The sequence below is a fragment of the Lichenihabitans sp. PAMC28606 genome, assembly GCF_020616535.1.
GTDB lineage: Bacteria > Pseudomonadota > Alphaproteobacteria > Rhizobiales > Beijerinckiaceae > Lichenihabitans > Lichenihabitans psoromatis.
The window spans coordinates 1505768-1528561 of the sequence record NZ_CP085136.1 but is presented as its reverse complement, the minus strand read 5'-3'; the positions used below and the strand labels follow the sequence as shown (position 1 = coordinate 1528561).

The window sequence follows — 22794 nt, the reverse complement described above, 5'->3', positions numbered from 1 at the left end:
TGTCCAGCGCGGCGTCCCATGATCGTGTGCAATCCGAACCCGAGGTTTGAGCCTCACCCATCCGGAACCGCATGTGTCGATCGTCATGAAGAAGCCGCGCATCGTCATCGCGGGGGCCGGCATCGCCGGAAGCCTGATCGCATCCGGTCTTCGCGACCGAACGGATTGCGAGGTCATCTGTCTCGAGCGGGTCGGCGAGCATGAGCAGGGCGAAGCAGGCACCGGCCTTAACATCGGCCCAAATGCGATCAAATGTCTGCGCCTCCACCTGCCGCGCGAAGCCGAGGCGATCGTGGGCAACAGTTTGCCATGGTCCAAGTGGACGATCGCGCTCACATCGGGCCGGCCGTTGATGGATTTGCGGCTCATGGACGTGGCCGATAATGCCGGCGTCCGCATCCGTTGGGCCGAGCTTTACGCGCTGCTCCGCGGCCCGCTCGACGGCCATATCGCCTACAACACCGAGTTGATCGGATGCGGTCAAGACGGCCCCGGCCTGACGACGTTCGTGACCTGGCGCAGCCGCGAAACGGGAGCCGAGGGACGCATCGACGATATCGACTTGCTGATCGCGGGCGACGGTCGTTATTCGGCGATCCGGCAGTTTGTGCTGGGTGGCCCCGACACGCCGGCGTTTCTCAATGTGTGCCTCTACCGCGTGTTGTTTCCGGCTGGCCCCGATTGTCCGATCGACGACTATGGCCAGTGGTTCAACGGCCCGAATCGTCTGCTGGCTTTCCGCGTCCCGGGCGATTTGATCTATTGCGCCGGGTCCTTCCCGATACCGGCCGAAGGGGCGATCCCCGAGGCGATGAAGCAGCCCGACTTCTTACGCGCCGCTTACATGCCGCCCGATGGGCCGCCGTCGCGGGAGGCTGGATATCTGATCGAGGCGATAACCCGCCACGCGGATCGTCTTCATTGGGCTCGCCTTCAGGAAGGCAGCGTGAGCTACGGCAGGAAAGCCGGCATCCTGCTGACGGGCGACGCCGCGCACCCCATGGTGCCGACCCTCGGCCAGGGCGCGACCCAGGCCTGCGAAGATGCTTGCGTGGCGGTGGATGAGATCAGGCTGGCGCTCGCGCGGAAGGGTGGCTTGGCCGATGTGCCGGCGCGGGTCGAAGAGCGGCGGGCCGAGCGCATCCGCTTCGTCGTTGATCTCTCGCGCGCCGCCACGGACACGATGCTGGCGGGCGCCGACCCGATAGAGGGAACGCGCTGGAAGACCGAAGCGCCGTTTCTCCTGCAGCTGAAGACACTGTATCGCGACGTGCCGTTGCCACGCATGGACCGTGCCGACGACCGACGTCGGACATTCGCTTGACCGCTGACAATCCGGCACCCGGTGCGTGACTGTCGCGGCCTGACCGCCGCTTCCTCTTCGACGGTGAGATCGGAGACCATCCGGAGATCCTCAGGCACGACGGCCAAGCCTGTCGGCCATCCTCGAGAGGTCGGCGCCGAGAGATCATGCCGCGCGGAAATCACGCGCCTGACCCTGCCGCTCATCGTTGCTCCGAAGCGAGATCGAGCTATCCTTTGAGGCAATAACCTCGGGGCAGAATGCTCTTGTCGACGTCGTCAGCGGTCGATCCGGTTGTCCAGCGTGGCGCGGTTCAACGGGTCCCCAGCGATCGAGCCAACGAAGGGCGGGGGAGGGGAGCCTTCAATGAAGCAGCCGACGCGGTCACAGCTGAGTTCAAGTCAAAAAACTGTATCGCCGTGCCTCGTGCTGGTCGCCATTAACATCGTCGCGACCTTGTCGGCCGCCGTCATCATGTGGCGTGCAGATGTTTTGCCTCCGATCATGGCTGTCCATGCTGCGTTGATGATCGTGTCGTGGGGGTGCCTCCTGCCGCTCGGCGGTCTTGTGGCTCGCTATTTCAAGGTCATGCCGGCTCAACCCTTCCCGGACGTGGTCGATCACCCCTTCTGGTGGAACTGCCACCGCGCTTTGCAATATGTCGGCGCCACGCTGGCAACCGTCGCGGTTCTCGTGATCCTCAGAGACGTTGGGGGCCACGTCGGAACGGTCCACGGCGTTTGCGGCCTCGTGGTCATGGTTTTTGCCTGGCTTCAGGTTTTGTCTCCCTTGTTGCGCGGGACAAAGGGTGGCCCGACCGACAGCGGCGCAGAAGCGGCTATCGCAGCGACATGGCGCGGCGACCACTACGACATGTCGTTGCGCCGACGGGTGTTCGAGACTTGGCACAAAACCATAGGATGGGGCCTGCTCGTTCTTGCACAGATCACGATCATCTTGGGTGCTGATCTCGCCGGCTCACCGGATTGGCTTTGCATTCTTCTCGCGATCTCGATGATGGCGATCGTGCTCGCCATCTTGGATAGCCATATCCGCGGGCGCTGGGTCGACACTCACGCGGCCTTGTGGGGACCAGCCGCTTGGTCCGGGACGCGCGATGATGCGCGGTCGATGTCGGACCGCTAATGGCGGCCGCCACGTCCGAAGCGCTGCGGACCCGCAGAGCGATACCGTCAGACAGGCCTTGCGGGGTCATGCCGGACGGCACGATCGACGAGTTCGAAGCCATCCGAAAACCTCCAACGCCGATCTCTCGATGTGGTAGCCTGAGCCGGTTAATCGGTTTGGGACAAACGAGGCGCGCGGCGGATGGTGAAGCGATGAGCGATGGTGTCGGTCCCACCCTCGTGACGCAAAAGCCAGCGGCCTACCTGCTCGATGATCAGATCGGTTTCATCCTCCGGCAGGTCGCGCAGCGACACGCAGCCATCTTCGCGGCCGGCGTTCAGGCCGAGGTGACGTCGACCCAATGGGCCGCTCTCTCCAAGCTGTATGAAGTCGGGCCCTTGTCGCAAAACCTGCTTGGGCGTTTGACCGTCATGGATGCGGCGACCATCAAGGGCGTGGTCGATCGCCTGTCGAAGCGTGGTCTCACCGATACGCGGGCCGCCCCGGACGATGGCCGGCGACGGCTGGTCACGCTCACTCAGGACGGCTGCGCGCTGGTCGAGCGGCTCATGCCGCAGGCTAATTGTATTACCGAAGAGACGTTGGCGCCTCTCGACCAGCGTGAGCGCGACATGCTGAAGGCGCTGCTGTCGCGTCTGCGGTAGTCTCCGACGAGACGAGGCGTCGAGCGCTGCCCGGAGCGCTTTACCGGGCAACGACCTCGGGTATGTTGACGGCAGGCGGCGTGTTGCGGCTGCGGCCGGTGCGGACCAGACCATCGATTACCACCATACCGACTCCCGGCAGGTCGCCGAGTTGCACGGCGTCCAGCAGCGTCGATCCGGCGCCATGCTGTGGCCGGTCCATGAAGGTGAAATCCGCGGCCCGGCCGACTTCGATGATGCCGCAATCGAGCGAGCGCATCCGCGCTGTGTTGCCGGTCGCGAAGCAGAACGCTACCTCGGCCGGAACGTCGCCCAGCGACGACAACATCGACACCAGCCGGAGAATACCGAGCGGCTGCACGCCTGATCCAGCCGGGCCGTCCGTCCCCAAAATGACGCGCTCGATCTGACCGATCTCCCGCGCGGTCCGCATCGCGTAGAGAGCCGCACGCTCATTGCCGTTATGCACGATCTCGAGGCCGCGCTTGCAGCCCTCGCAAATGCAGCGGATCTCGCGGTCCGGCAGGGCGGTATGGCCGCCATTGATGTGACCGACCACGTCCGTATCGGCCTCCAGCACCACGGCCGAGTCGATCAGACCCGATCCCGGAATGGATGGCCCACCGGTATGGATGGTCGATTGAATCCCGTATTTGCGCGCCCAGCCAACCATCTGGCGCGCCGTCGCGCCATCTTTCACGCCGCCGAGCCCAACTTCACCGAGCAGCCGCACGCCCGCGTCGGCCAAATCCTTAAAATCCTGCTCGACCATGCCAGGCTCGATCACCGGCGCTCCGGCATGGATCTTCATACCGCCCGGCCGGAAGTTGGTGAAGGCGCGCTGCGCGAAGATCGCCATGGCTTTAAGGCCGACGATGTCCTTCGGGCGGCCCGGCGTATGGACCTCACCGGCCGAGATCATCGTCGTCACGCCGCCATGCAGGGTCGAGTCGATCCAGTTCAGCTGGCTTTGGCGGGGGGTCCAGTCTCCGGCGACCGGGTGAACGTGGCTGTCGATCAGCCCCGGCGAGACGGCGCAGCCATGCGCGTCGATGATGGTGGTGGCCTGGTCGCAGTCGAGATCCTTGGCGCGGCCAACCGCGGTAATACGGCCATCGACCGCCACGATCGTATCGGCATCGAGAATGGGATGCGTGAGATCGCCGCTGAGCAGAAGGCCGATGTTGCGGACCACGAGTTTCCCCGAGGGGCCAGGAGCGGTTGCGTCATGCGCCATGAATCTGATCCTTCTGAAGGCAGGGCTTGGTCAGGGCAGCGGCTTCGGAAGCTCCGGCCCCCGCCACGCTTGCGACATGGCACTCCGCGCTTATTTGTTTGTGTACCAATGAATATCGCGCGCGTAAATGGAGCCGTGACTTGAGTTCCACCCGTAACGATGCTTTGAGTGCAATGCACAACAAGGGGCATTGACGGCGTCGCGCAAGTCAAGTGACCCACTGGCGTCCTTGGTCGAGACCGACCGGGCGCTCCTCGAACGGAGATGATGTGAGCAACCTCTTCGAAGAAACCGTCGTCGACGTCCGCCACTGGACCGACCGGTTGTTCAGCTTCAAAATCACCCGGGATCCCTCGTTTCGATTTCGGAACGGCGAGTTCACGATGATCGGCATCAAGGTGGATGGGAAGCCTTTGCTGCGCGCCTATAGCGTCGCCAGTGCCAATTACGAAAGCGAGCTCGAATTCCTGTCGATCAAGGTGCCTGAAGGGCCGCTGACCTCGCGGCTCCAGCATCTGAAGGTCGGGGATCAGGTGATCGTCGGCCGTAAGGCGACCGGCACGCTCGTGATCGACAATCTGATGTCGGGTCGCAATCTTTATCTTTTGTCGACCGGGACAGGCCTCGCGCCGTTCCTGAGCGTCATCAAGGATCCGGAGACCTACGATCGTTTCGAGAAGATCATCCTCGTGCATGGCACGCGACAGGTGTCCGAATTGGCCTATCGCGATGATATTGCCGAGATCCTTCCCCATGATGAACTCATCGGCGAGCTCATCCGCGAAAAGCTGGTCTATTACCCGACCGTGACGCGGGAGCCGTTCCGCCACAACGGCCGCATCACGGCCTTGATGGAATCGGGTCAGCTTTATTCCGATCTTGGATTGCCGCCGCTCGAAGCCGAGCATGACCGTGTGATGATCTGCGGTGGCCCGCATATGCTGCAGGACATCAAGGCCCATCTGCTCGACAAGGGCTTCATCGAGGGAAATCACGGCGAACCCGGCCAGTTCGTGGTCGAAAAGGCCTTTGTCGAACGCTGAGTCGTCGAAGGTTGGGGTTTGGCGTGATCGCGGTCTAAGGCGTCGGGATCACGCTGACATGCGCCGCCACGATCCGCCAACCATCCGGCATGCGGACCCAGGTTTGGGTCTGGCGGCCGACCCGGCCCGGTGCGTTGGCCCGGGTGAAAAGCGTGCAGGCTGTCGCGGTGTCACGGCCGAAGCTGGTGATCGTGGTTCGCGCCAGTGTGCGGTCGAGCCCGGTAGCTGGGCGCGACGCTCGAAAGGCCTCGATCTCGCGGAAGCCATAGAGGTTCTCGGCCGCGCCATAGCGGATCGTCCGCGCGTCTTGCCAGAACAGCCGGTCGAGAACCGCGACATCGTTGCCGGTCAAGGCGCGCTCATATTCCGCAAAGGCGACTTCGACTTCGGCGATGGTGTCGGGGTCATTGATCATCATGGCGTCGCTATAGCGCGCCGATCGCGCGAAAGACATCGCCGCGCGGGTTGCGTCTCGCTTGGCTTGGCTTGAAGATCGCGGCGTCGAGCGCCGACGAATGAAGAGGTCTGGATGCCGCAGCAAACCCCTGAGCCGGATACGTTGATCGACGCCATGGCGGCGCTTCTCGACATCGAGATCGAGCCCGAATATCGGCCCGGCATCGTCACCAATCTCGGGATCGCGATCCGCTTCGCGGCCCTGCTTCGGGATGCTCCGCTCGACGATCGGGACGAGCCCGCACCGGTCTTCCGACCGTGAGACATTTCTTCGAGCAGGATGCCGCCACATTGGCCCGCGCGGTTGCGAGTGGCGAGGTGTCGGCGCGCGAGATCGTCGAAGCCTCTCTGGCCCGCATCGCGTTAATCGACCCGAACATCGGCGCATTCACGACCGTCACGGCTGATCGCGCCCTGGCGAGGGCTAGCGCCGTCGATGACGCGCGGCGCAACGGAAGCGAACTCGGACCACTGGCCGGTGTGCCGTTCGCGGTCAAAAACCTGTTCGATCTCGAGGGTATCGTGACGCGGGCCGGCTCGCTCATCAACCGGGACGACGCGCCCGCGACGCGGGACGCCACCCTGGTCAGGCGACTGGAACAGGCGGGCGCGATCTGCGTCGGGGCGCTCAACATGGGTGAATATGCCTATGACTTTACCGGCGAGAACATCCACGACGGACCCTCCAGAAACCCCCATGATCTGTCGCGCATGTCCGGCGGCTCGTCGGGCGGGTCGGCCAGCGCGGTTGCGGCCGGCTTGGTGCCGTTGGCACTCGGGTCTGACACGAACGGGTCCATCCGCGTTCCGGCGTCGCTCTGTGGCTTGTTCGGACTGAAGCCGACCTACGGGCGTCTTTCACGCGCTGGCACGTTCCCCTTCGTGACGAGCTTCGATCACGTTGGCCCGATGGCCCGCTCGGTGGCGGATCTCGCGCTGGCCTATGACGCCATGCAGGGCGCCGATCCCGACGACCCGGTTTGCGCCGAACGACCGAGCGAGCCGGTGCGTGGAGCCTTGTCAAAGGGAGCCGACGGCCTCCGGATCGCCGTCGCGGGCGGGTTTTTCGCGCAAGGTGGTGAACCCGAAGCCTTCGCGGCCGTCGCGCGCTGTGCGGCCGCTTTGAACGTGACGGGAACAGTTGAATTGCCCGAGGCGCATCGTGCGCGAGCTGCCGCTTACCTGATCAGCGCCAGCGAGGGGGGAGCCTTGCACCTTGAGCGGCTGAGAACCCGCGCCGGCGATTTCGACCCCGCGACGCGCGACCGTCTTTTGGCGGGCGCGATGCTACCGGCCGCTTGGATCATGGAAGCGCAGAGATTTCGACGATGGTTCGCCGACCAACTCGCGTGCGTCTTCGAGACAACCGACATCCTCTTGGCACCAGCAACACCGTGCCGCGCGCCGAGCTTGGGACAAACAATGATGACGGTAGGCGGTCAGGTGATGGGCGTGAGAGCCAATCTCGGCCTTTACACGCAGCCCATCTCGTTCATCGGCTTGCCGGTCGTGACCGTCCCGATTTGGACCGAGGGCGAGACGCTTCCGATCGGCGTCCAGATCATCGGTGCGCCATGGCGCGAAGATCACGTGTTACGGGTTGCAGCGTCTCTTCAAGCGATGGGCGCCGCCCTATCTCCCGTAGCGACCCTCTGAGAGTTGCGAAAAGACGGGTCGAATTTCTAACCGAGCGCTTGTCGGTTCGGTTTTTTCGGCACAGGACTTTAAAAGTCCCGTGCCCGAAAAAAGCAGGGGTTGTTCGGCTCAGCCGTAGATGTCGTGCCAGACTTGCTGACGCATCTCGGCCGGATCGGCGCGGATGTCGGAGAGATCGCGCTGGGACATCTGATCGATTTCGGCGATGGCGCGGAGATAGCGACGACGATCCGAGATCTGCTTCTGAACGGTAGCCACGATGGTCTTGAGCATGAGTTTGGTCCTTCGGTCTTGTTAGGTGACGCTCAATCGAGTGAACGCCACCGGCCTTGACCATCAAACTAATGGTCGCCTTTGTGCATCGCAACATCCATTGCTGCATCACAGATCAGCGTGTCGATCATGCCATCGTGAAGATCGGTTAAGAGTTGAAACGTGCGTAAGGCGCATGGCATCACGATCCTTACGCCCAGATCTGGTGATGAAATGCTCGGCACCTGCCCTAATTCTAAGCGAATCCCCTGAAATCGCATAGCTCGGTGCATAGCTCAATTTTCCGAACAAAACGCAAATTTGGGTTTGGTTTTGAGACGTTGGGACCCGGGCAACCCACCTATCACACCGTTCCATTCAGAATGGTGCGATGCAATATCGGTAGGCTAGGATTGGACCAGCGCGACCGAGCTTTGCCGCAATGGCACGCCCTCATTGCCTCTGACTGTCACACGTCCTCGGTGACGAGGCTCCGCGCTTGCCAGTGCGGCGAAGAGAAAGAACGGCATTCCAAGGTCGACCAGGGCACCCGAAACGGTAGCGCCGATCAACAGCCCGACGCAGGCCGTGCGGGCAGCGCGTTGCACTGGTCCGGCATCGTCATCGATCGGCCTACTCGCGCGCCTGAGAAAAATGCTGGCGAGAAACAATGTGAACGCCAGGGTTCCCGGGATACCAAGATTGGACAGAAGTGCGATGGGGAAACTCGAGGCGCGGATGCTTCCCAGGCCGCCGCCCAAGCCGAACGTGTCAATGGCGTTCTGGAGCGCCGTCTCGTTCCATTGCCCGCGCTCGATCCCCGATTGGCTCGAGCCCTTGTCGAACAGCATGACGGTCAGAAAGTCGCGCACCGTCTGGTCGGCGACAGGATTGAGGACGATGACGGCGACGACGACAAGGACAGCCAGGGGCGTGAAGGCCAGAAAGCCATAGGTGGCCGGCGTCACCCGATCGCGTGCGGCGCGAAGCAGCGACGAGCCATAAAGCCATGCCAGAACGAGCGGTGTCGCCGCATAGGCCGTGCTCGATGTCGAGAAGATCAGCAGGACGAGCGAGATCGCACTCAAGGCCAAGCTGCGTCGCGGCCAGATTCCCGCTAGCCAGAGCTCCGCCGCAAAGCCAAGACAACCGAGCGACGCATAAGCGAAGGACGAGGTTTCGGTGAACGACCCGACGATGCGCTTGAGGCCCGTCACGACCGTTTCGATATGGAGCTGGTAGTCGGCGTTCCGAATAAAATCGAGCAAGAAGCCCGTGTTGGTCCAGAAGGTTGCGATGTCGATCAGAGCGAAAGCGATGTTCATGGTGCAATAAAGCAGCATCGCCTTGGTCAGGGTCGAAAAGCCGAGCGGCGTGCCGGCGAACGATCGCGCCAGGAGAAAGCACATCAGATCCGCCACCAGATAGATCGATTGCGTGATGTTGCCGGAGGACGGCCCGAGCGGCACTCGCAGCAGCGACGGGCCGTAATCCGTCACTCCGATCGCATTGACCGAGGTGACGCCCGCCAGCACGCGCGGAAAGAAGATGGCACCGAATACGCCATATGAAACGGTGACGAGCAGCCAGAATCCGTCGTTCGGGAAGGTCAGCGAGCGGAGCGTTGCGGTCCAGAATGAACGGCGGGATGCGAGGATCAACGTCACGAAGCCGAGGAAGAGATGCGCGGGCTGGATGGAGCCAGCCCCCCCGAGCAGCATCGCGGCGGCCGATCCGAGCAGGGTCAGCGGCGCGAAGATCATCATGGCCAGGGCCGGTCCCCGCGCCAAGGCCAAGAGGCCGAGCACGAGCGTGATGAATCCGATGAGCCCGATGGTCATGGACGAGGCCGGCTCTCAGATCGAAGCAATGCGCCGCGACGGCATCGCGGCGGATCACGGAGCGTGTTTCCGCCATGCCGGCTCCCTCGTCAAGATGACGTAAGGTGATGTCGGGCCTCGTCTTTTACGACCCGTAGCAACCTCGGATGTCGCTGTCGCTCTAGTCTTTCTTGATGAGGCCAAGCAACCGCCGTCGTTCATTCAAAGACGAAACGCCGGTTTCGAGATCGTGCAACTGCGCCGCCACGCGGACGAAATCGATCTGCAAGGCTTCGATCTGTCGATCGATCGCCTCGATCGCATTGGCGACCCGGTATCGGCCGATTCCCACCTGATCCGCCTCGTAGAACGACGCATCCTTGAGCAACGCCTCGTGCAGCTCAGGGAACCGCATTTTGAGATTGGCGCGCAGCATGACGTCCATCAGCAGTTCGTCCGAGGCGCCGTAAAGCTTCGCGCGGGCGTCGAGATCCTCGCCCTCGAACTGATCGAGAATGCCGAACAGCTCATAGACCTCGGCCAGCAAGGCGCCATCGAGCGTCATTCTATTACCTCGGCTGTCCGGAGAAAGGCGTCGACCATGTGGGCGCGCGTGAAACGGGCTTGATGCCGCGCGAGAGCGCTCTCTCGCATCGCGTTACGATCGGCGGCCTCGAGCGCGTGGAACGCCAGGATCGTGTCGGTCCAGTCCTCGATCGCATCCGCCGGCCGTAAGAAACCGCAAACCCCGTCGATGACGATCTCGACCAAACCGCCGCTGGCCGCCGCCAAGACGGGTGTGCCGACGCTGAGGGCCTCGACCGCGACCAGCCCGAACGATTCATAGCGGCTCGGCACGATGACGAGATCGGCGTCGCGGTAGGCCTGCCATAAAGCATCGTCGGCGATGTAGTCGGCAACTTCGATGGGGCGCGACCAGCGCGAGGCGGCCGATCCCTCGAACCGGTAGGGTCGGGCACGGCAATCGAGCGCGTCATCATCGGTCGAGGCGCCGACAAAGTGAAACTGGATGGCTTGCTCGTCTCGGGTCACCTGTTCGGCAACCCGGAGACCGAAGTCGAACCCTTTCCGCGGCTCGCGGCGACCGACGAACAGCACGCGGGTCACGTTTGGCGGGCCCGCCCGTCGCCTCTGCTGGACAAAAGCCGGATCAAGCCCATGCGGAACGATGGCGGATCGATCCTGAATGACCATGTCATAGTCGGTCTCGATATCGCGGATGATCGCCGCGCTATTGGCGATGATGAGCGGATGGGACGCGAGCAGTCGACGTTCGGCCGCCACGACGGGATCCACCACGCTCATCGAGAAGAGGTGACGTGCCGCCCATTCGGGTTTGTGCTGTCGCGCCAGGCGATAGGTCGTGTGCAGCGTCAGCACCGTCCGCACCGTCAGCCGTTCGTCAGCCGCGACGCCTTCGAGATCCCAGATCGGCCATGAGACGAACGCGATCGCTTCCGTCGCTTGGATCAGCGCGACTTCGCGAGCTACCCGGGCCGCGTGCCGCGTAATGTTGGACGGCAAGGCTCCGTCGCTGGACAGAAAGGCGCTATCGAGCGTGTCGTCGAAACCATCGATCTCGTGAACCCAAACGCCATCGTCGAAACGGATCGTATGTCCGTTCTGCCCCCGCGTGATGATCTTGACCCGACGCCCGCGTGACGCCAGCCCGGCCGCAAGCTCGTGGGTGTAGCGGGCGATCCCCGCCGTATCGGCCGGGGGTAGGTTCTGGCTGACCAGCACCACGAGACCGCCGCCGGTCCTAAACTTAACGGGAAAGGGCATGAATTCGGAGGCCGGTGACGCGATCGGGCGGGTCAGCGGGCGCTGCATGGCGGCACGGCGGCCATCTGCGATGCTGGCGGTGATCTCCTGATGCAGCGTCTCGGCATGGGCGGCGGAAATGCGCCCATCGGTCACCAGGCCGCGATGGTCGGCGTCGAGTTGCGCCGCATAATCGGTAAGGTAGCGCGACGGGTCGGCTCCGCCTCGGCTTCCGGCATGACGCATGCAGAAATACGCCTTGCTGCGGGTTGTCGCGGCCAGCGATTTCGGGAGACGGGCGGCGGTTCGCACGGCACTCGAGGCGAATTGATGAAAAACGATCGCGTCGGGCTCGTAGACGATGCGATAGCCGCGATCGTGCAGCCGGGCGCAGACATCCGTCTCGTCGAGGAAATAGGCGTAATTCTCGTCGAAGCCGTCGATATCGCGCAGCGCCGCGAGCCGGAAGCTCGAATTGGTGCCAAGCAGGCTCGGAAAGAACCACGTGTCGGGTCCGAGCCCCGGCACGGTCATCCCGTCGGGCAGGCGATGAGCGTCGCCATAGCGGTCGCAGACGATCCCGCGCGCCTGAAAGACGCGACCGGAATTATCGAGCGTAAAACCGCCGACCCCGCCAAGACGCGCGTCGGCATAATGGGGGGCCAATCGGGTCAGCCAATCGGGCCGGGGCACCGCATCGTCGTCGAGAAATGCAACGGCGTCACCGCGACAGAGCGATAGGCCGATATTGCGCGAGACACTGAGGTTCTGCACCGTACAGCGACCGATCGTGACCCGATCTCGCATCGCGGCGAGAAGATCGTCCGTTCCATCGGTCGACGGGCCGTTCACCACGATGACCTCGAAATCCGGATAGTCGAGATCCCTCAGGCTCAGCAGCGTTTGGGCGAGTGATCGCACGCGATTGAGCGTAGAGACGACGATCGAAAAACGCATCGTCAGTCTTCGGCCGGTGCGAAACGCTTTTTATAATGCGAAATCAAACCCGCGTTTCGGTCGCGAAACTCTGGGGAACGGACCACATTCAGCAGGAGTTCGCCGGCATTCAGACTTCCGGAAAAATGTTGCCGCAAGGCAAAGTCGGTCTGCGGCTTGGCCCCGAGCGTCAACGTCATGATCGCCGCGATGCGCTCGCGCGACAAAGGGGCCGCCAATTCGGGCGGCATGGCTTCAGTTTTCGGGGTGCGCCGCCCGACCAGGCGGCGTTCGAGATCGGCAAGATGTAGCGCGACGTCGGTGGTTCGGTCCACGTCGAGCTCTGCGGCCGTCCGATAGGCGTTCAGGGCCTCGAACAGCCAATGCGACTCTTTCGCGGTATGGCCATATTGAATGAGGATGTCGATGTCGTAGGGGTTGCGGCGCAGCGCGAACGAATAGCGTTCTGCGGCGGCCTCGAAATGGCCGTCGTCTCGCAAGCGATCCGCATCGGCCACAAGCTTCCGATAATCGTGGTCGACGCGGGTCAGTGCCGACGAGAGCCGACGCCGGTGGTCGGCGGAGCGAGCGCTAGCCTCGCGATACAACGCGGTGGCTTTGTCGCGATCGCCGAGCTTTTCCGCACAGAAGGCGATCCGTTCGATGCAATCCACATGTGAGGGATGGTCGATCAGCACGGTTTCGAATTCGATCATCGCCTGTCGATAGGCGCGCAACTGCTGCAGGCAGATGCCCAGGGGGAAGCGCGACGACCGGTCGCCATGCTGGACCAGTTTACGATAGCGACGAACGGCATGTCGCAGATTGCCGGAGGCCTGCGCCGCATCAGCCTTGATCCGCAGCGCACGTGTATCAGGCACCCAACCGATCTTGCTGTGAAGGGCGAAGAGCAAACTCATCCCCGGTCCACCATCGTGAACGTCGATCTCGGTCGGCAGGTCAGATGGACGCCGATGTGATGGGTTTGACGGACTTTCATATCTCGAAGCCAAAAGTCCCAAGATCGAGATTGATCAGCGTACTAGGCCGATCAAAAAATTACGCTACGTCAGATAAAAAAGATACATTTCTAATCCGATATCTACTTCACTTTCCTTACGTCATAAGCCTGAGCTTGGCAAGATCGTGGCTAGATTGAAGCCACGATCGCGGCGCTAAGGTCATCCTCATCAAGCGTTTGTTTTGCCGGCAGATTCACGCAATCAGACGATCGACCGTCTCGACCGATGTCCGATTATAATCGGCCATGTAGCGCATGAGAGGATCGAAGCTCGCCGGCCACGCTTTGAGCGCCTCGCGGATGCGCCCCGCAATATGATCCGGTGAGCCGGGCCGCTCGACCACATAGAGCTCCCGCAGGACCGGATCGTCGGCGAAAAGGTGGCAACTCGGCCCGATCAGGCACGGAACCCCCGCCGCGATGCTTTCGAGCGGCACCATCGGCATGCATTCCGACACCGTCACGTAAAGCGTCAAAGCGGTTCGCCGCATGTGTCTCAGCATCATGGCATGGGGCAGCGGCGTCGGGCTGATCTCGGGCGCCCTCAGGCGCAACTCGCGTGCCAGCATCATGGCGCGCGGATCGAAACCCGAGCCCGTCAGCTCGATCCCGTCGATCAGGCTCAACGCGCAAAGCGTGTTGTAGGGGACCTTCCGGTATTCCGACGAGCCCGACAGCCATAGGCCGACGCGTTGCGTGTTGCGGGTCGGAACGACGTCGGATGCCGTGAACGGCACGGCATTCTGGACGAAGACGGCATCGATCCCGAACCGCTGGAAAAAGGCCTCCATGCCGCGTTTGACGACGCCGATGCGGCGGATACGTCGGTCCCGCGCCGCATCGAGCCAGAGCGTGAGCAGCGCCAGATCATGGGGCTCGCCGATCTGCAGGTAACTCGAATGCCATAGCAGCGTGAAGGTGATCCGCGGATTGATGGCTTCGACCGCATCGATCAATTTCAGAAAAAATCGGTCGCCGCCCGAGATGACGATCTGATCGATCGGCAAGACTGCCAGAACACGGGCGTAAGATTCGATATCCTGGTCCGTGAGGTCATCGGGATGTCCCTCGATCCCATACGGCATGGGGAATGTCGCTTGAAAAAGCGCAGTCGTGGCGGCCGTCACGCCCCGCCAGCGCGGCGTCGATACGGCGACGACCCGGCTGTGTGTCGACCCTGAAGCCGATAGACGCTCCAGGGTCAGGCGTAATGCAGAGCCGAGGCCTTCTAGCGTCGCCTCGAGTGCCGCTTGGGCGACCTTGGGGTCGGGTCGTAGGATCGTGGTCGTGGCTGCCTCGGCTGGGCCGGGCAGGTCGATGTCGATCGTGGCGGTCTTGGCTGCGTAAAGATCGATCTCTTGCTCGCGCCCCTGCCACATGAGCCGCACCGCTCCAGACCAGGGATGCGTCAGCAGACGAATGCTGCCGCCCTCCCGAAGCGTCAAAGCGAGGCTCTCGTTTGGCCCCAATTTAATGCCGGCCCCCACTTGCTCATGGGTGCCCACCAGCACGTCGGTCATTCGTTCGCCGCCATCGGTCAGCGGAATGGTGTCGAGTGCGATCGGCCATTCGGCGTTGCGGGGCAGCAGATTGACCAGAATGACCTCGCCGCCGCGGCCGCTGGGATGCCGCTGCCCGAGAGCCTGGATGATCAGCAGGTCTGGCCTCGTTGCGGGCATGGCGAGTGGCGCCGCGACCGGATCGGCCTCCCGATTGGCTGTCGGCCGCGAGGGAGGCGGTCCGCGCAGCAGCCTTGCAAACCATGTCTTCATGATGCAACCGGACGATGGTGGAGGAGGATCACGAGACGGATGCCTCGCGCGTCGGCGTCGAGACCTGTCCTGGCCACACCCACTCCGCCATGGCGGTCCTGACATCGGTATAGCCGTGGATCAGCGTGGTGAGCCGACCGGCCAACTCGTCCGCCTGTTCCCAGTAGACAATTTGGAGAGCCTCACGCTGCGGAAAGCCATCGAGGTCGATCGCGTCGGCTCCCACCAGGACAAGGCCGCCGGTCTCCAGCGCCAGATAGGCGAAGCCGTCGAGGATGCTGTCGGGGAAGGGTGCCAGATAGATGAAACGCCGATCTTGCCGCGACCGGATCGCGGCCCCGAGGCCGTCGTAACGCTGCAGGCGGTGCCCCAGCCCGAAGCGCCGCAGGACGATGCCGAGTTGAGCGTCCTGGCCGGGAACCAAAATGTCGCCGATCCGGGCGAGTGTGTCGGGGTGCAGCATCATCAGCGCGGCCGCGACATGGCCGAGCGACGGGACTTCGCCACTGCCGGCCCCGACCACAAGATCGATCGGGCCAAGCGACATCGGCCACGCGGGCTGCGGCGTCAATGGCGGGAGTGCGATCTCGTCGACCGCGATCCCCCTCGCCTGGAAGAGACCGCTCAAACCATCGCTGGCGATCCGGATCGTCAGCCGCGTGCCGAAGCTCTGCTTCAATTGGGCAAGAGCCTTGAAGCCGCTGTACCCATCGTGTTGCCATCCGATGCCACTGGTCGCGAGCAGGATGCAGGAGAGGCGCGGCGCGGCGTTCAAAATCTTGCCAACGAGGTGCCGCGTATCGGGGCCGTCGACCAGCACATAGGTTCGAATTCCGGCGACGGAAGCCTGTTCAACGAGCGCGCGGGCGGCACGATCGGGATCGACGTCGGGCTCCATGGTCACGAGCGGTCGGGCAACGCCGAGGGCGCGCGCCAGCGCTCGGGCGAGGGGCAACCGCGCGTCGCCTGCCAGAACCACGACCGCCAAAGCGCCCTCGCTGCTGTCTCGCGTCGGATCAGATATCGACCGAAGCGGGTTCAGGACCTCGACAGCGTGAACCAGCCGATGGGTATCGAGTGACAGCAGCGCCTCGATGTCGAGAAGCACGTCGTGATAATGCGAGCGGCGGAAATCCACCAAGACGGCACGGCCATGTTGGACCAACACCGCTTGGTCCTGATCCGGCCCGACCAGGACCATCAGCCGTCCGCGCGCGAAGCCGTGAATGAGGCAGGTCCCGGCTTTGGAGCGACGCAAGCCCGCCGGGTGATCGAGCGATATCACATCCTCCCAGGGTCCCTCGAAGGTGCAGTCGCGCCAAGCCAGTGTGGCGGCGGATGAGCCAGGAAAGACTTGGACCAAGGTCGTGTAACCCCGCTTCGCCTCATCGGCTGAACGCGCCGCTCCGGTCGACGGGCTCGCGAGGTTGGGGAGCACGTAAAGCCAGTCCGCATGGTCGAGCGACTGCTCCAAAGCGGCGCTGATCCGCATCGATGCGACCTCGGCCGGGGTCAATGATCGGACGATGGCGGCCAGAGCCTTGGTGGTGCTCATCTGGGCCGCAGCCGCGACCGTGTCGGAGGTCCAGGCGTGACGGCGTAGAAAGCTCTGCCAATCCGCCTGTCGAAACCGTCGCTCGGGGTGCAGGGCTCTCGAGACCCGCGTTGCCGGCCAATCGACCACGAGCGAGCCCTTGGCCTGGATCGACCACAGGATCGCGAGTTCGCTGGTGGGGCTGGGATCGGTCACGAGATCGACGAGGCAGGCTGGTCTGCCCGTACGGAAGACCGCGCCCATCAGCGCGACACTCTCGCCTTCGGCCGCCTCGAGCGCGATGGGGAGACGGGCGGCTTTAAGTGTTCCGTCGCTGTCGGTGCGGGCCGGGCAAACCGCACCGACGATCGGCATCGCCGTGAGGATGCCGAGGGCGGCGCGCAGGAATGCCGCGTCCGGCAGGCGGTTTGGATCGACGAAGACCACATGGCTCCGCAGCGCCACGGCCTGCACGACGAGGTCGGCGCCGTCTCGGTCCGACAGCGCGTAGAAGTCGCCGAAGATCGGCACCCGCGATCCGGTTTCGCCAGGCCTGAGTTGAACCGCATGGACGCCGGGCAGCGCCGCCCACAGCGCCGCGAGATCGGCGGCAGTCGCGGCGCTGTCCTTGAAGGTTTCGTGCACCACCACGATCGACAGATCGCTGCCGGATTCGCCGCGCTGAGGCAATGCCGGCTCGAACGGCGCGATGGCCGTGTGGCGGGGGTAGTGATTCTGGGTATAGCGCGTCACCGTCGCGGCGCGGCTTATCGCGAGCCTGTGGTTGAGTTCATGATCGGTCGCGAGGCGCAGGATCGCGTGGACCAGCGAGGAGACGGACCCCTCCACAAGCAGCGCAGTTTCAGCGTCGACGAAAAAATCCCGGAAGGTCGGAATCTCTGTGAGAACGAGGGGGACGCCGGCGAGATGCGCTTCGTGCGCCGCGTAGCAGAAGCTTTCCATCCGGTTGGCGAAGACCGCACAGGATGCTGTTTCATAAGAGCGCCGGATCTGGTCGTGACCGAGTCGTCCGAGAATCTTGATCCGCGTGCCGAGATGACCCGCCGCAATGGCCAGCAGGGCCGCCTCGCTTTGCCCTGACGAGACCGTTTCCGATGGGCCGATGACGATGAAGTCACCGACCGTGTCGCGCACCGCAGCGTCCGACAAAATCGCGACCGCTGCATGCAGGAAGCGATCGAGCCCCTTGAAGGTCGAGAGGCGCCCGACGAAGAGGACGTCGCGTGCCTGCTCGCGTCGGACGACGGGCTCGCGAACCTCGCAGACGAGCGGCGAGAGGTGCAAACGGCGCCGATCGATGGTGTAGAGGGTCGCGATTTCCTCGTCGAAATAGGCCTGTCCGGATGACAGAACCACATCGACCATGGCAAGCGCCGCGCGTTCGAGCGCAAAATCGGCGAGCCGGAAATCCTCGAAGGAGGATTCGGTTCGGCGGGCGATCACTTCGATCGTGTTGTGAAGCCGGATCGCGATCCGGCTCGGAAAAGCGTGCGGATGATGGGCGCGCTCGATCAGACTGTAATAGGCGGCGCCGCAGTAGTCGACGAACTCAGCGAAATCGAGATGCTGCTTCAGGTGCACCTTCTTCAGGCACCAAGCGAAGCGATAGCTCTTCCAATGCGCCTCGGAGGGGAAATTCTCGCGGGCAAGCTCGATGTCGGCGCAGAGATCGTCGGCTCGATAATTCTGCAACGTGCCAGCGCCGTCGATCACGCGCTTACTGTGCGACTGCGTCCAGGCCCGAAACTCGGCGGTCGAGAGATCCAGGATCAGCGCGACGTCATGCCCGTTCCGCAACAACATGCGGGTGGTCGCGGTCACGAACGCGCCGACGCCGCCGGGGGTCGTGGGGTAAATCTCGTACGAGATGAACGCGATGGCGACCAAACGACCTCGACAGCAAGCAAGCGTGAACTTGACCGTTCCGCCATGCAAGCTGATAGCTTGAGGGTCAGTCTGCCGCAACGTCATCCGCGACAAAATGGCCTATTCTGAGCCTTTTTTCTTGATGCGGGCGTCGCGGCTTGCAACGCGAGCCTCGATCTTAGAGTCAAGTCGGTCGAGCCGCAGCCGTTGTCGCTTGTCGCTCAGGCGACGCACCGCAATTTCGACCGCGATCAGGCTTCCAAGAAAGCCGCCACCTGCCAAGACGAACATCAGCAGGATCTGGTATTTGGCGGCCTCGAGCGGGTCCATGCCGGCCAGGACCTGGCCGGTCATGATCCCCGGTAGCGTGATGATGCCGGCGGCTGCCATCTGGTTGATGGTCGGGATGATGCCGGCCATCACGGCTTGCCGAACGATGGTCTCGAAGGCTTGCGCTCGCGTTGCCCCGAGCGCCAATCGGGCATCGATCGCGGCTCTCTCGCGCGTCACGGTCGAGAAAACCGAATTGAGCGCGAGGCTTGCAGCATTCATGACATTGCCGACGATGATGCCGACGAGCGGGATCACGTGGTGGGCGTCGTTCCAGGGCGTCGGCCGAAGCGCTGTCGTGAGCGCGATGACCGCGACCGTCACGGTGGCGATGACGATCGACGCTGTGCCGACCGCATAGTGCCAGAGCCCGCTCAGGCGCCGGGGCGACCGGGCGCCGACTTCGCGGCTCGCGGCCGCCAACATGACCCCGACCGCCAGCGCCGTCAGCCACCCCGACGAGATCGCAAAGATCTGCCGCAGCACGAAACCGACCAGGACCAATTGCACGACCATGCGGGTAGAGGCGATCAGCAAGGGGCGATGCACGCCGAGGGTGAGGAGCATCGATAAACCGGCGCTGGCCAGCACCAAGAGCGAGGCGATCGCGAGATCGAGCGGGGTGAGCAAGATCGGCGTCATGGCGCGAGCGCGGCGAGGCCGTCGCGGCTCATGACGAGATGCCGATCGGCGAGGCGGTGCGCCTGTTCGGCATTGTGCGACACGAGCAGCAACCCGGTTCCGGCCTGTTTCAACCGGAGCAACTCGCCCTCGACCAGCAGCGTCGAGGCCGGGTCTAACGCGGAGGTCGGTTCGTCGAGCAGCAGCATCGCGGGATCCTGGATCACGGCCCTGACGAGAGCGGCGCGCTGACGCTCGCCGGTCGAGAGACGCGCGACGGGCGCATCGACCAGCGCAGCGTCGAGACCAAACGCCGGAAAGGCCTGCTTGGCGGCCGACAGGTCGGCCATATGGTCGCCGACGCGATCCTCCCACCACCCGGATTCCGCTGCCACATAGGTGACCTTGCGCCGCCACGCGGGTGCGGACATCGTGGCCCGGTTTGCCCCATCCAGCGTCACGACGCCGGTGTTGGGGTCGAGATCCGCGATCATCCTGAGCAAGAGGCTCTTTCCAATGCCGGACGGTCCGGTCACGGCGACGCAGAACCCATGCGGCACCGCAAGCGTGAACGGGCCCCGGACGGCGCCGATCAGGTCGCGAATCAGAAGGCCCTCAGCCATGATCCGTTGGGGGAGCGTCATGTTTCGCCATGGCGCGGAAAGAGCCGCGATCCGGCAGTCTTGTCAACGATCCGCCTGAGCCTAGAGCGGGTATTTGACCGGAAATACCATCGCGGCGCCGTTGACCACCACGCGGACCGACGATCCGATCGCGTCAGCTTCGGCGGCCGGCCAGCAGGCCATCAGCGGAACCGATAGCCCCTCGTTGCGACACAACAGATCAAGCCAGATCAGCGGCCCGAGGAAACTCGAACCACGCACCGCGACGTCGACGCCGTCATGTCCCGCAGCGGCCGGCCTGATCTGCTCCGGACGCAGCATGGCGAGCACGCGACCTTCGGGGCAGGCGCTGGAATTGATCACCGGCAGGGCGCCGAGACAGGTTTGCGCCACGCCGCCCTTGAGTGTCGCCGGGAGACAAACCGCCGTGCCGACCAATCGGGCGAGATCGAGATCGACGGGATGATCGTAAAGCTCTCGCGGCGTTCCGGTTTGAGCGATCACCCCGTTCCGCATCACCACGACGATGTCGGCCATCGCGAAGGCTTCGTCGCGGTCATGGGTCACGAGAATGCCCGTCGCATTGCTCTCCTTGAGGATGCGGCGGACGTCGGCACAGAGAGTGCGGCGTAGGTTGGCGTCGAGCGCATTGAAGGGTTCGTCGAGCAGCACCAGCGTCGGTTGCAGCGCGAGCGCACGGGCCAGCGCCACACGTTGCTGCTGGCCGCCCGAAAGTTCGTGCGGCATGCGGCCCTCGAAACCCGCCATGCCGATCAGGCTTGTCATCGCGGCGAGCCGTTCCGCGCGAGCGCCCGATCGCGGCAAGCCGAAACCGATGTTGTCGGCGACCGACAGATTCGGAAATAACGAGCCGTCCTGCGGAACGTAGCCGATGCCGCGCAGATGCGAGGGTATGAAGGCCCGGTCATCGGCAAGGATCTGATCGTTGAGCGCGATCGAGCCCGCATCAGCGCGATCGAAGCCGGCAAGTAGGCGTAGCAGGGTGGTTTTCCCACAACCCGACGGGCCGAGGATGGCCACGAGCGTGCCAGGGTCGACCGACAGGTCGATCCCACGCAGGACCGGCGCGTCGCCGAAGGCTTTGTGGACGCCTCGAACCGCGAGACCGGCCCGGCTCATCGGCTCGCGCCGCCCCGGCGCAGGCGCCGTCCGAAGAGGTAGGCCGGAATGCCGGACAGCAGGACGAGCAGCAGCGCGTAAGGAGCCGCCGCGCCATATTCCATCTTGGACGTATGAGACCAAACCTCCATCGACAGCGTGTCGGTGCCGGTCGGAGAGAGGATCAGGGTCGCGGTCAATTCCCGCAACAGACTGAGGAAGACGAGGATCAGCGCGGCCCCGAGCCCGGTCGCGATATTGGGCAGCGTCACGCGGACGAAGACAGCCCAGGGTCCACGTCCGCACGAGCGAGCCGCATCCTCGATCGAGGCGGGGAACTGCTCCAGCACCGCGCGGATGGCGCTTTGAGCCAGCGGTAGCGACAGCAGCGCATAGGCGAGGACCAGCACAGCCATGGTCTGATAGAGGGCCGGGACGACGCTCAAGGTGAAGAACACCAGCGCCAGGGCCACGACCACGCCCGGCAAAGCATGGATCACGAAGGGCAGGCGCTCCGCCAAACGCGAGATGGCGCCGCGAAACCGGATGGCCGTGAACACCAGAGCGAGCCCCGCTGCCGTCGTGACAAGGCTCCCGACCCCGGCAAGTTGCAGCGTGCCGAAAAGCGCATGAGCGATGCGTCCGACCGGAAAAGCGGTGGATGACCCAACCAGCATCCAATATCCGAGCGACACGAGCGGAACGCCCAGCGCCAGCGCCACCACGGTCGCCAGAAACGCCATCGCGGGGAAACGCCAAAGCCCGAGACGGATCGGCGTCGGCCGTCGTGACGCGCCGGAGCCGATGCGGGCGAACCGCAACGTTCCGCGCAGCCGCATCTCGGCCAGAACGATCAATCCGCAGAGAACCAGCAGCACGGCCGACAGCACGGCGGCGGAGGCGCTGTTGAATTCGAGCTCGAAGGCCGCATAGATCGCGGTCGTGAACGTATCGACGCGCAGCAGTGCGAGGGGCCCGAACTCGACCAGCATATGCAGCATGACGAGCAGTGCCGCACCCGAGATGGCAGGCCGCAATTGTGGGAGCGTTACGCCGGTGAAGCGCCGCCAGGGTGAGTGGCCAAGCGAGCAGGCGACATCGTCGAGGCTCTGGTCCATGCCGCGAAGGGCTGCCGCCACCGGCAGGTAGATGAGCGGAAATTCGGCGAGCGACAGGATCGCGATGGCGCTATTCATACCCTCGAAGCGCGCGCTCAGCGACACCCAGGTGAAGCTCGTCACGAAGGACGGCACCGCCAGCGACAGCGGTAGCGCAATCCCCCAGACGCGCGCGCCCGGCACGTCGCTGCGCTCCACGAGCCAGGCGAGCCCGACCCCAAGAAGGAGGCTGCCAGCCGTGACGCCGCCCAATAATTGCAGCGTGGCGAGCAGGAGCCCACCCGTGTAGGGGCGAAACAGCAGATCGACGCTCTGCGACCACCCCGCCTGGCCGGCCTGCGCCAAGACGAACGCAAGCGGCAGCAGTGTCGCGAGACCCACAAGGCCAACCGGCAGCACCAGCCACAGCGGCGGCGTCGAGAACGATCGCCGCCACGAGGGCCAGGAGCGGGTCGTGTCAGCCTTGCGTCGGATCGCGATCGACATCG

19 protein-coding genes are annotated in these 22794 nt (G+C 63.9%); 6 read left to right on the top strand and 13 right to left on the bottom strand.

Features of this window, described 5'->3' with window-relative positions:
• Positions 1–46: 46 nt before the first annotated feature.
• The 3 genes from LGH83_RS07275 to LGH83_RS07265 all read left to right on the top strand — a co-directional run bounded on the left by LGH83_RS07275 (position 47) and on the right by LGH83_RS07265 (position 3096).
• The gene (locus tag LGH83_RS07275) at positions 47–1324 is read left to right on the top strand and encodes an FAD-dependent oxidoreductase (RefSeq protein WP_227401209.1); all 1278 of its coding nucleotides are present in this window, start codon (positions 47–49) and stop codon (positions 1322–1324) included.
• Between the two features lie 405 nt (positions 1325–1729).
• Positions 1730–2449: a cytochrome b561 domain-containing protein gene (locus LGH83_RS07270; protein ID WP_227401208.1), complete on the top strand. Its 720-nt coding sequence runs from the start codon at positions 1730–1732 to the stop codon at positions 2447–2449.
• Between the two features lie 194 nt (positions 2450–2643).
• Positions 2644–3096, top strand: a complete 453-nt coding sequence (locus LGH83_RS07265) for a MarR family winged helix-turn-helix transcriptional regulator (protein WP_227401207.1) — start codon at positions 2644–2646, stop codon at positions 3094–3096.
• 40 nt (positions 3097–3136) lie between these two features.
• Here the strand turns inward: LGH83_RS07265 and LGH83_RS07260 are convergent, their stop codons facing one another.
• Entirely contained in the window at positions 3137–4333 is a 1197-nt protein-coding gene (locus LGH83_RS07260; protein ID WP_227401206.1) for an amidohydrolase family protein, read from the bottom strand.
• 269 nt (positions 4334–4602) lie between these two features.
• Here LGH83_RS07260 and LGH83_RS07255 point away from each other — a divergent pair, with 269 nt between their 5' ends.
• Positions 4603–5376, top strand: coding sequence for a ferredoxin--NADP reductase (locus LGH83_RS07255; RefSeq protein WP_131118795.1), 774 nt, complete (start codon positions 4603–4605; stop codon positions 5374–5376).
• A gap of 34 nt (positions 5377–5410) precedes the next feature.
• Here the strand turns inward: LGH83_RS07255 and hpxZ are convergent, their stop codons facing one another.
• Positions 5411–5794, bottom strand: coding sequence for an oxalurate catabolism protein HpxZ (hpxZ, locus tag LGH83_RS07250; protein WP_227401205.1), 384 nt, complete (start codon positions 5792–5794; stop codon positions 5411–5413).
• Between the two features lie 111 nt (positions 5795–5905).
• Here hpxZ and LGH83_RS07245 point away from each other — a divergent pair, with 111 nt between their 5' ends.
• Entirely contained in the window at positions 5906–6094 is a 189-nt protein-coding gene (locus LGH83_RS07245; RefSeq protein ID WP_227401204.1) for a DUF4089 domain-containing protein, read from the top strand.
• Positions 6091–7488, top strand: a complete 1398-nt coding sequence (locus LGH83_RS07240; protein ID WP_227401203.1) for an AtzE family amidohydrolase — start codon at positions 6091–6093, stop codon at positions 7486–7488. The genes LGH83_RS07245 and LGH83_RS07240 overlap by 4 nt, the downstream gene beginning before the upstream one ends.
• Positions 7489–7596: 108 nt before the next feature.
• On the opposite strand, the gene LGH83_RS07235 is transcribed toward LGH83_RS07240, so the two are convergent.
• The 11 genes from LGH83_RS07235 to LGH83_RS07185 form a co-directional block, all read right to left on the bottom strand.
• Positions 7597–7761: a hypothetical protein gene (locus LGH83_RS07235; protein WP_165491212.1), complete on the bottom strand. Its 165-nt coding sequence runs from the start codon at positions 7759–7761 to the stop codon at positions 7597–7599.
• Between the two features lie 386 nt (positions 7762–8147).
• Entirely contained in the window at positions 8148–9581 is a 1434-nt protein-coding gene (locus tag LGH83_RS07230; protein ID WP_227401202.1) for a hypothetical protein, read from the bottom strand.
• 160 nt (positions 9582–9741) lie between these two features.
• Positions 9742–10125, bottom strand: a complete 384-nt coding sequence (locus tag LGH83_RS07225; protein ID WP_227401201.1) for a hypothetical protein — start codon at positions 10123–10125, stop codon at positions 9742–9744.
• On the bottom strand, positions 10122–12302 hold the full coding sequence (locus LGH83_RS07220) for a glycosyltransferase (protein WP_227401200.1): 2181 nt from the start codon (positions 12300–12302) through the stop codon (positions 10122–10124). Before LGH83_RS07220 ends, LGH83_RS07225 begins: the two co-directional genes overlap by 4 nt.
• Before the next feature lie 2 nt (positions 12303–12304).
• Positions 12305–13201 carry a tetratricopeptide repeat protein gene (locus LGH83_RS07215; protein WP_227401199.1) on the bottom strand — a complete coding sequence of 299 codons (897 nt, stop codon included), beginning with the start codon at positions 13199–13201 and terminating at the stop codon, positions 12305–12307.
• Between the two features lie 295 nt (positions 13202–13496).
• The gene (locus LGH83_RS07210; RefSeq protein ID WP_227401198.1) at positions 13497–15074 is read right to left on the bottom strand and encodes a hypothetical protein; all 1578 of its coding nucleotides are present in this window, start codon (positions 15072–15074) and stop codon (positions 13497–13499) included.
• A 28-nt stretch (positions 15075–15102) separates the two neighbouring features.
• Positions 15103–18516: a glycosyltransferase family 4 protein gene (locus LGH83_RS07205; protein ID WP_227401197.1), complete on the bottom strand. Its 3414-nt coding sequence runs from the start codon at positions 18514–18516 to the stop codon at positions 15103–15105.
• Between the two features lie 99 nt (positions 18517–18615).
• Positions 18616–19467 (bottom strand): ABC transporter permease, encoded by an 852-nt coding sequence (locus LGH83_RS07200; protein ID WP_227401196.1) that lies wholly within the window; start codon positions 19465–19467, stop codon positions 18616–18618.
• Positions 19464–20090, bottom strand: a complete 627-nt coding sequence (locus LGH83_RS07195; RefSeq protein ID WP_227401195.1) for an ATP-binding cassette domain-containing protein — start codon at positions 20088–20090, stop codon at positions 19464–19466. Before LGH83_RS07195 ends, LGH83_RS07200 begins: the two co-directional genes overlap by 4 nt.
• 60 nt (positions 20091–20150) lie before the next feature.
• Complete coding sequence (locus LGH83_RS07190; protein WP_227401194.1) at positions 20151–21209, bottom strand: ABC transporter ATP-binding protein; 1059 nt, start codon at positions 21207–21209, stop codon at positions 20151–20153.
• Positions 21206–22792 carry an ABC transporter permease gene (locus LGH83_RS07185; protein WP_227401193.1) on the bottom strand — a complete coding sequence of 529 codons (1587 nt, stop codon included), beginning with the start codon at positions 22790–22792 and terminating at the stop codon, positions 21206–21208. Before LGH83_RS07185 ends, LGH83_RS07190 begins: the two co-directional genes overlap by 4 nt.
• Positions 22793–22794: the final 2 nt, after the last annotated feature.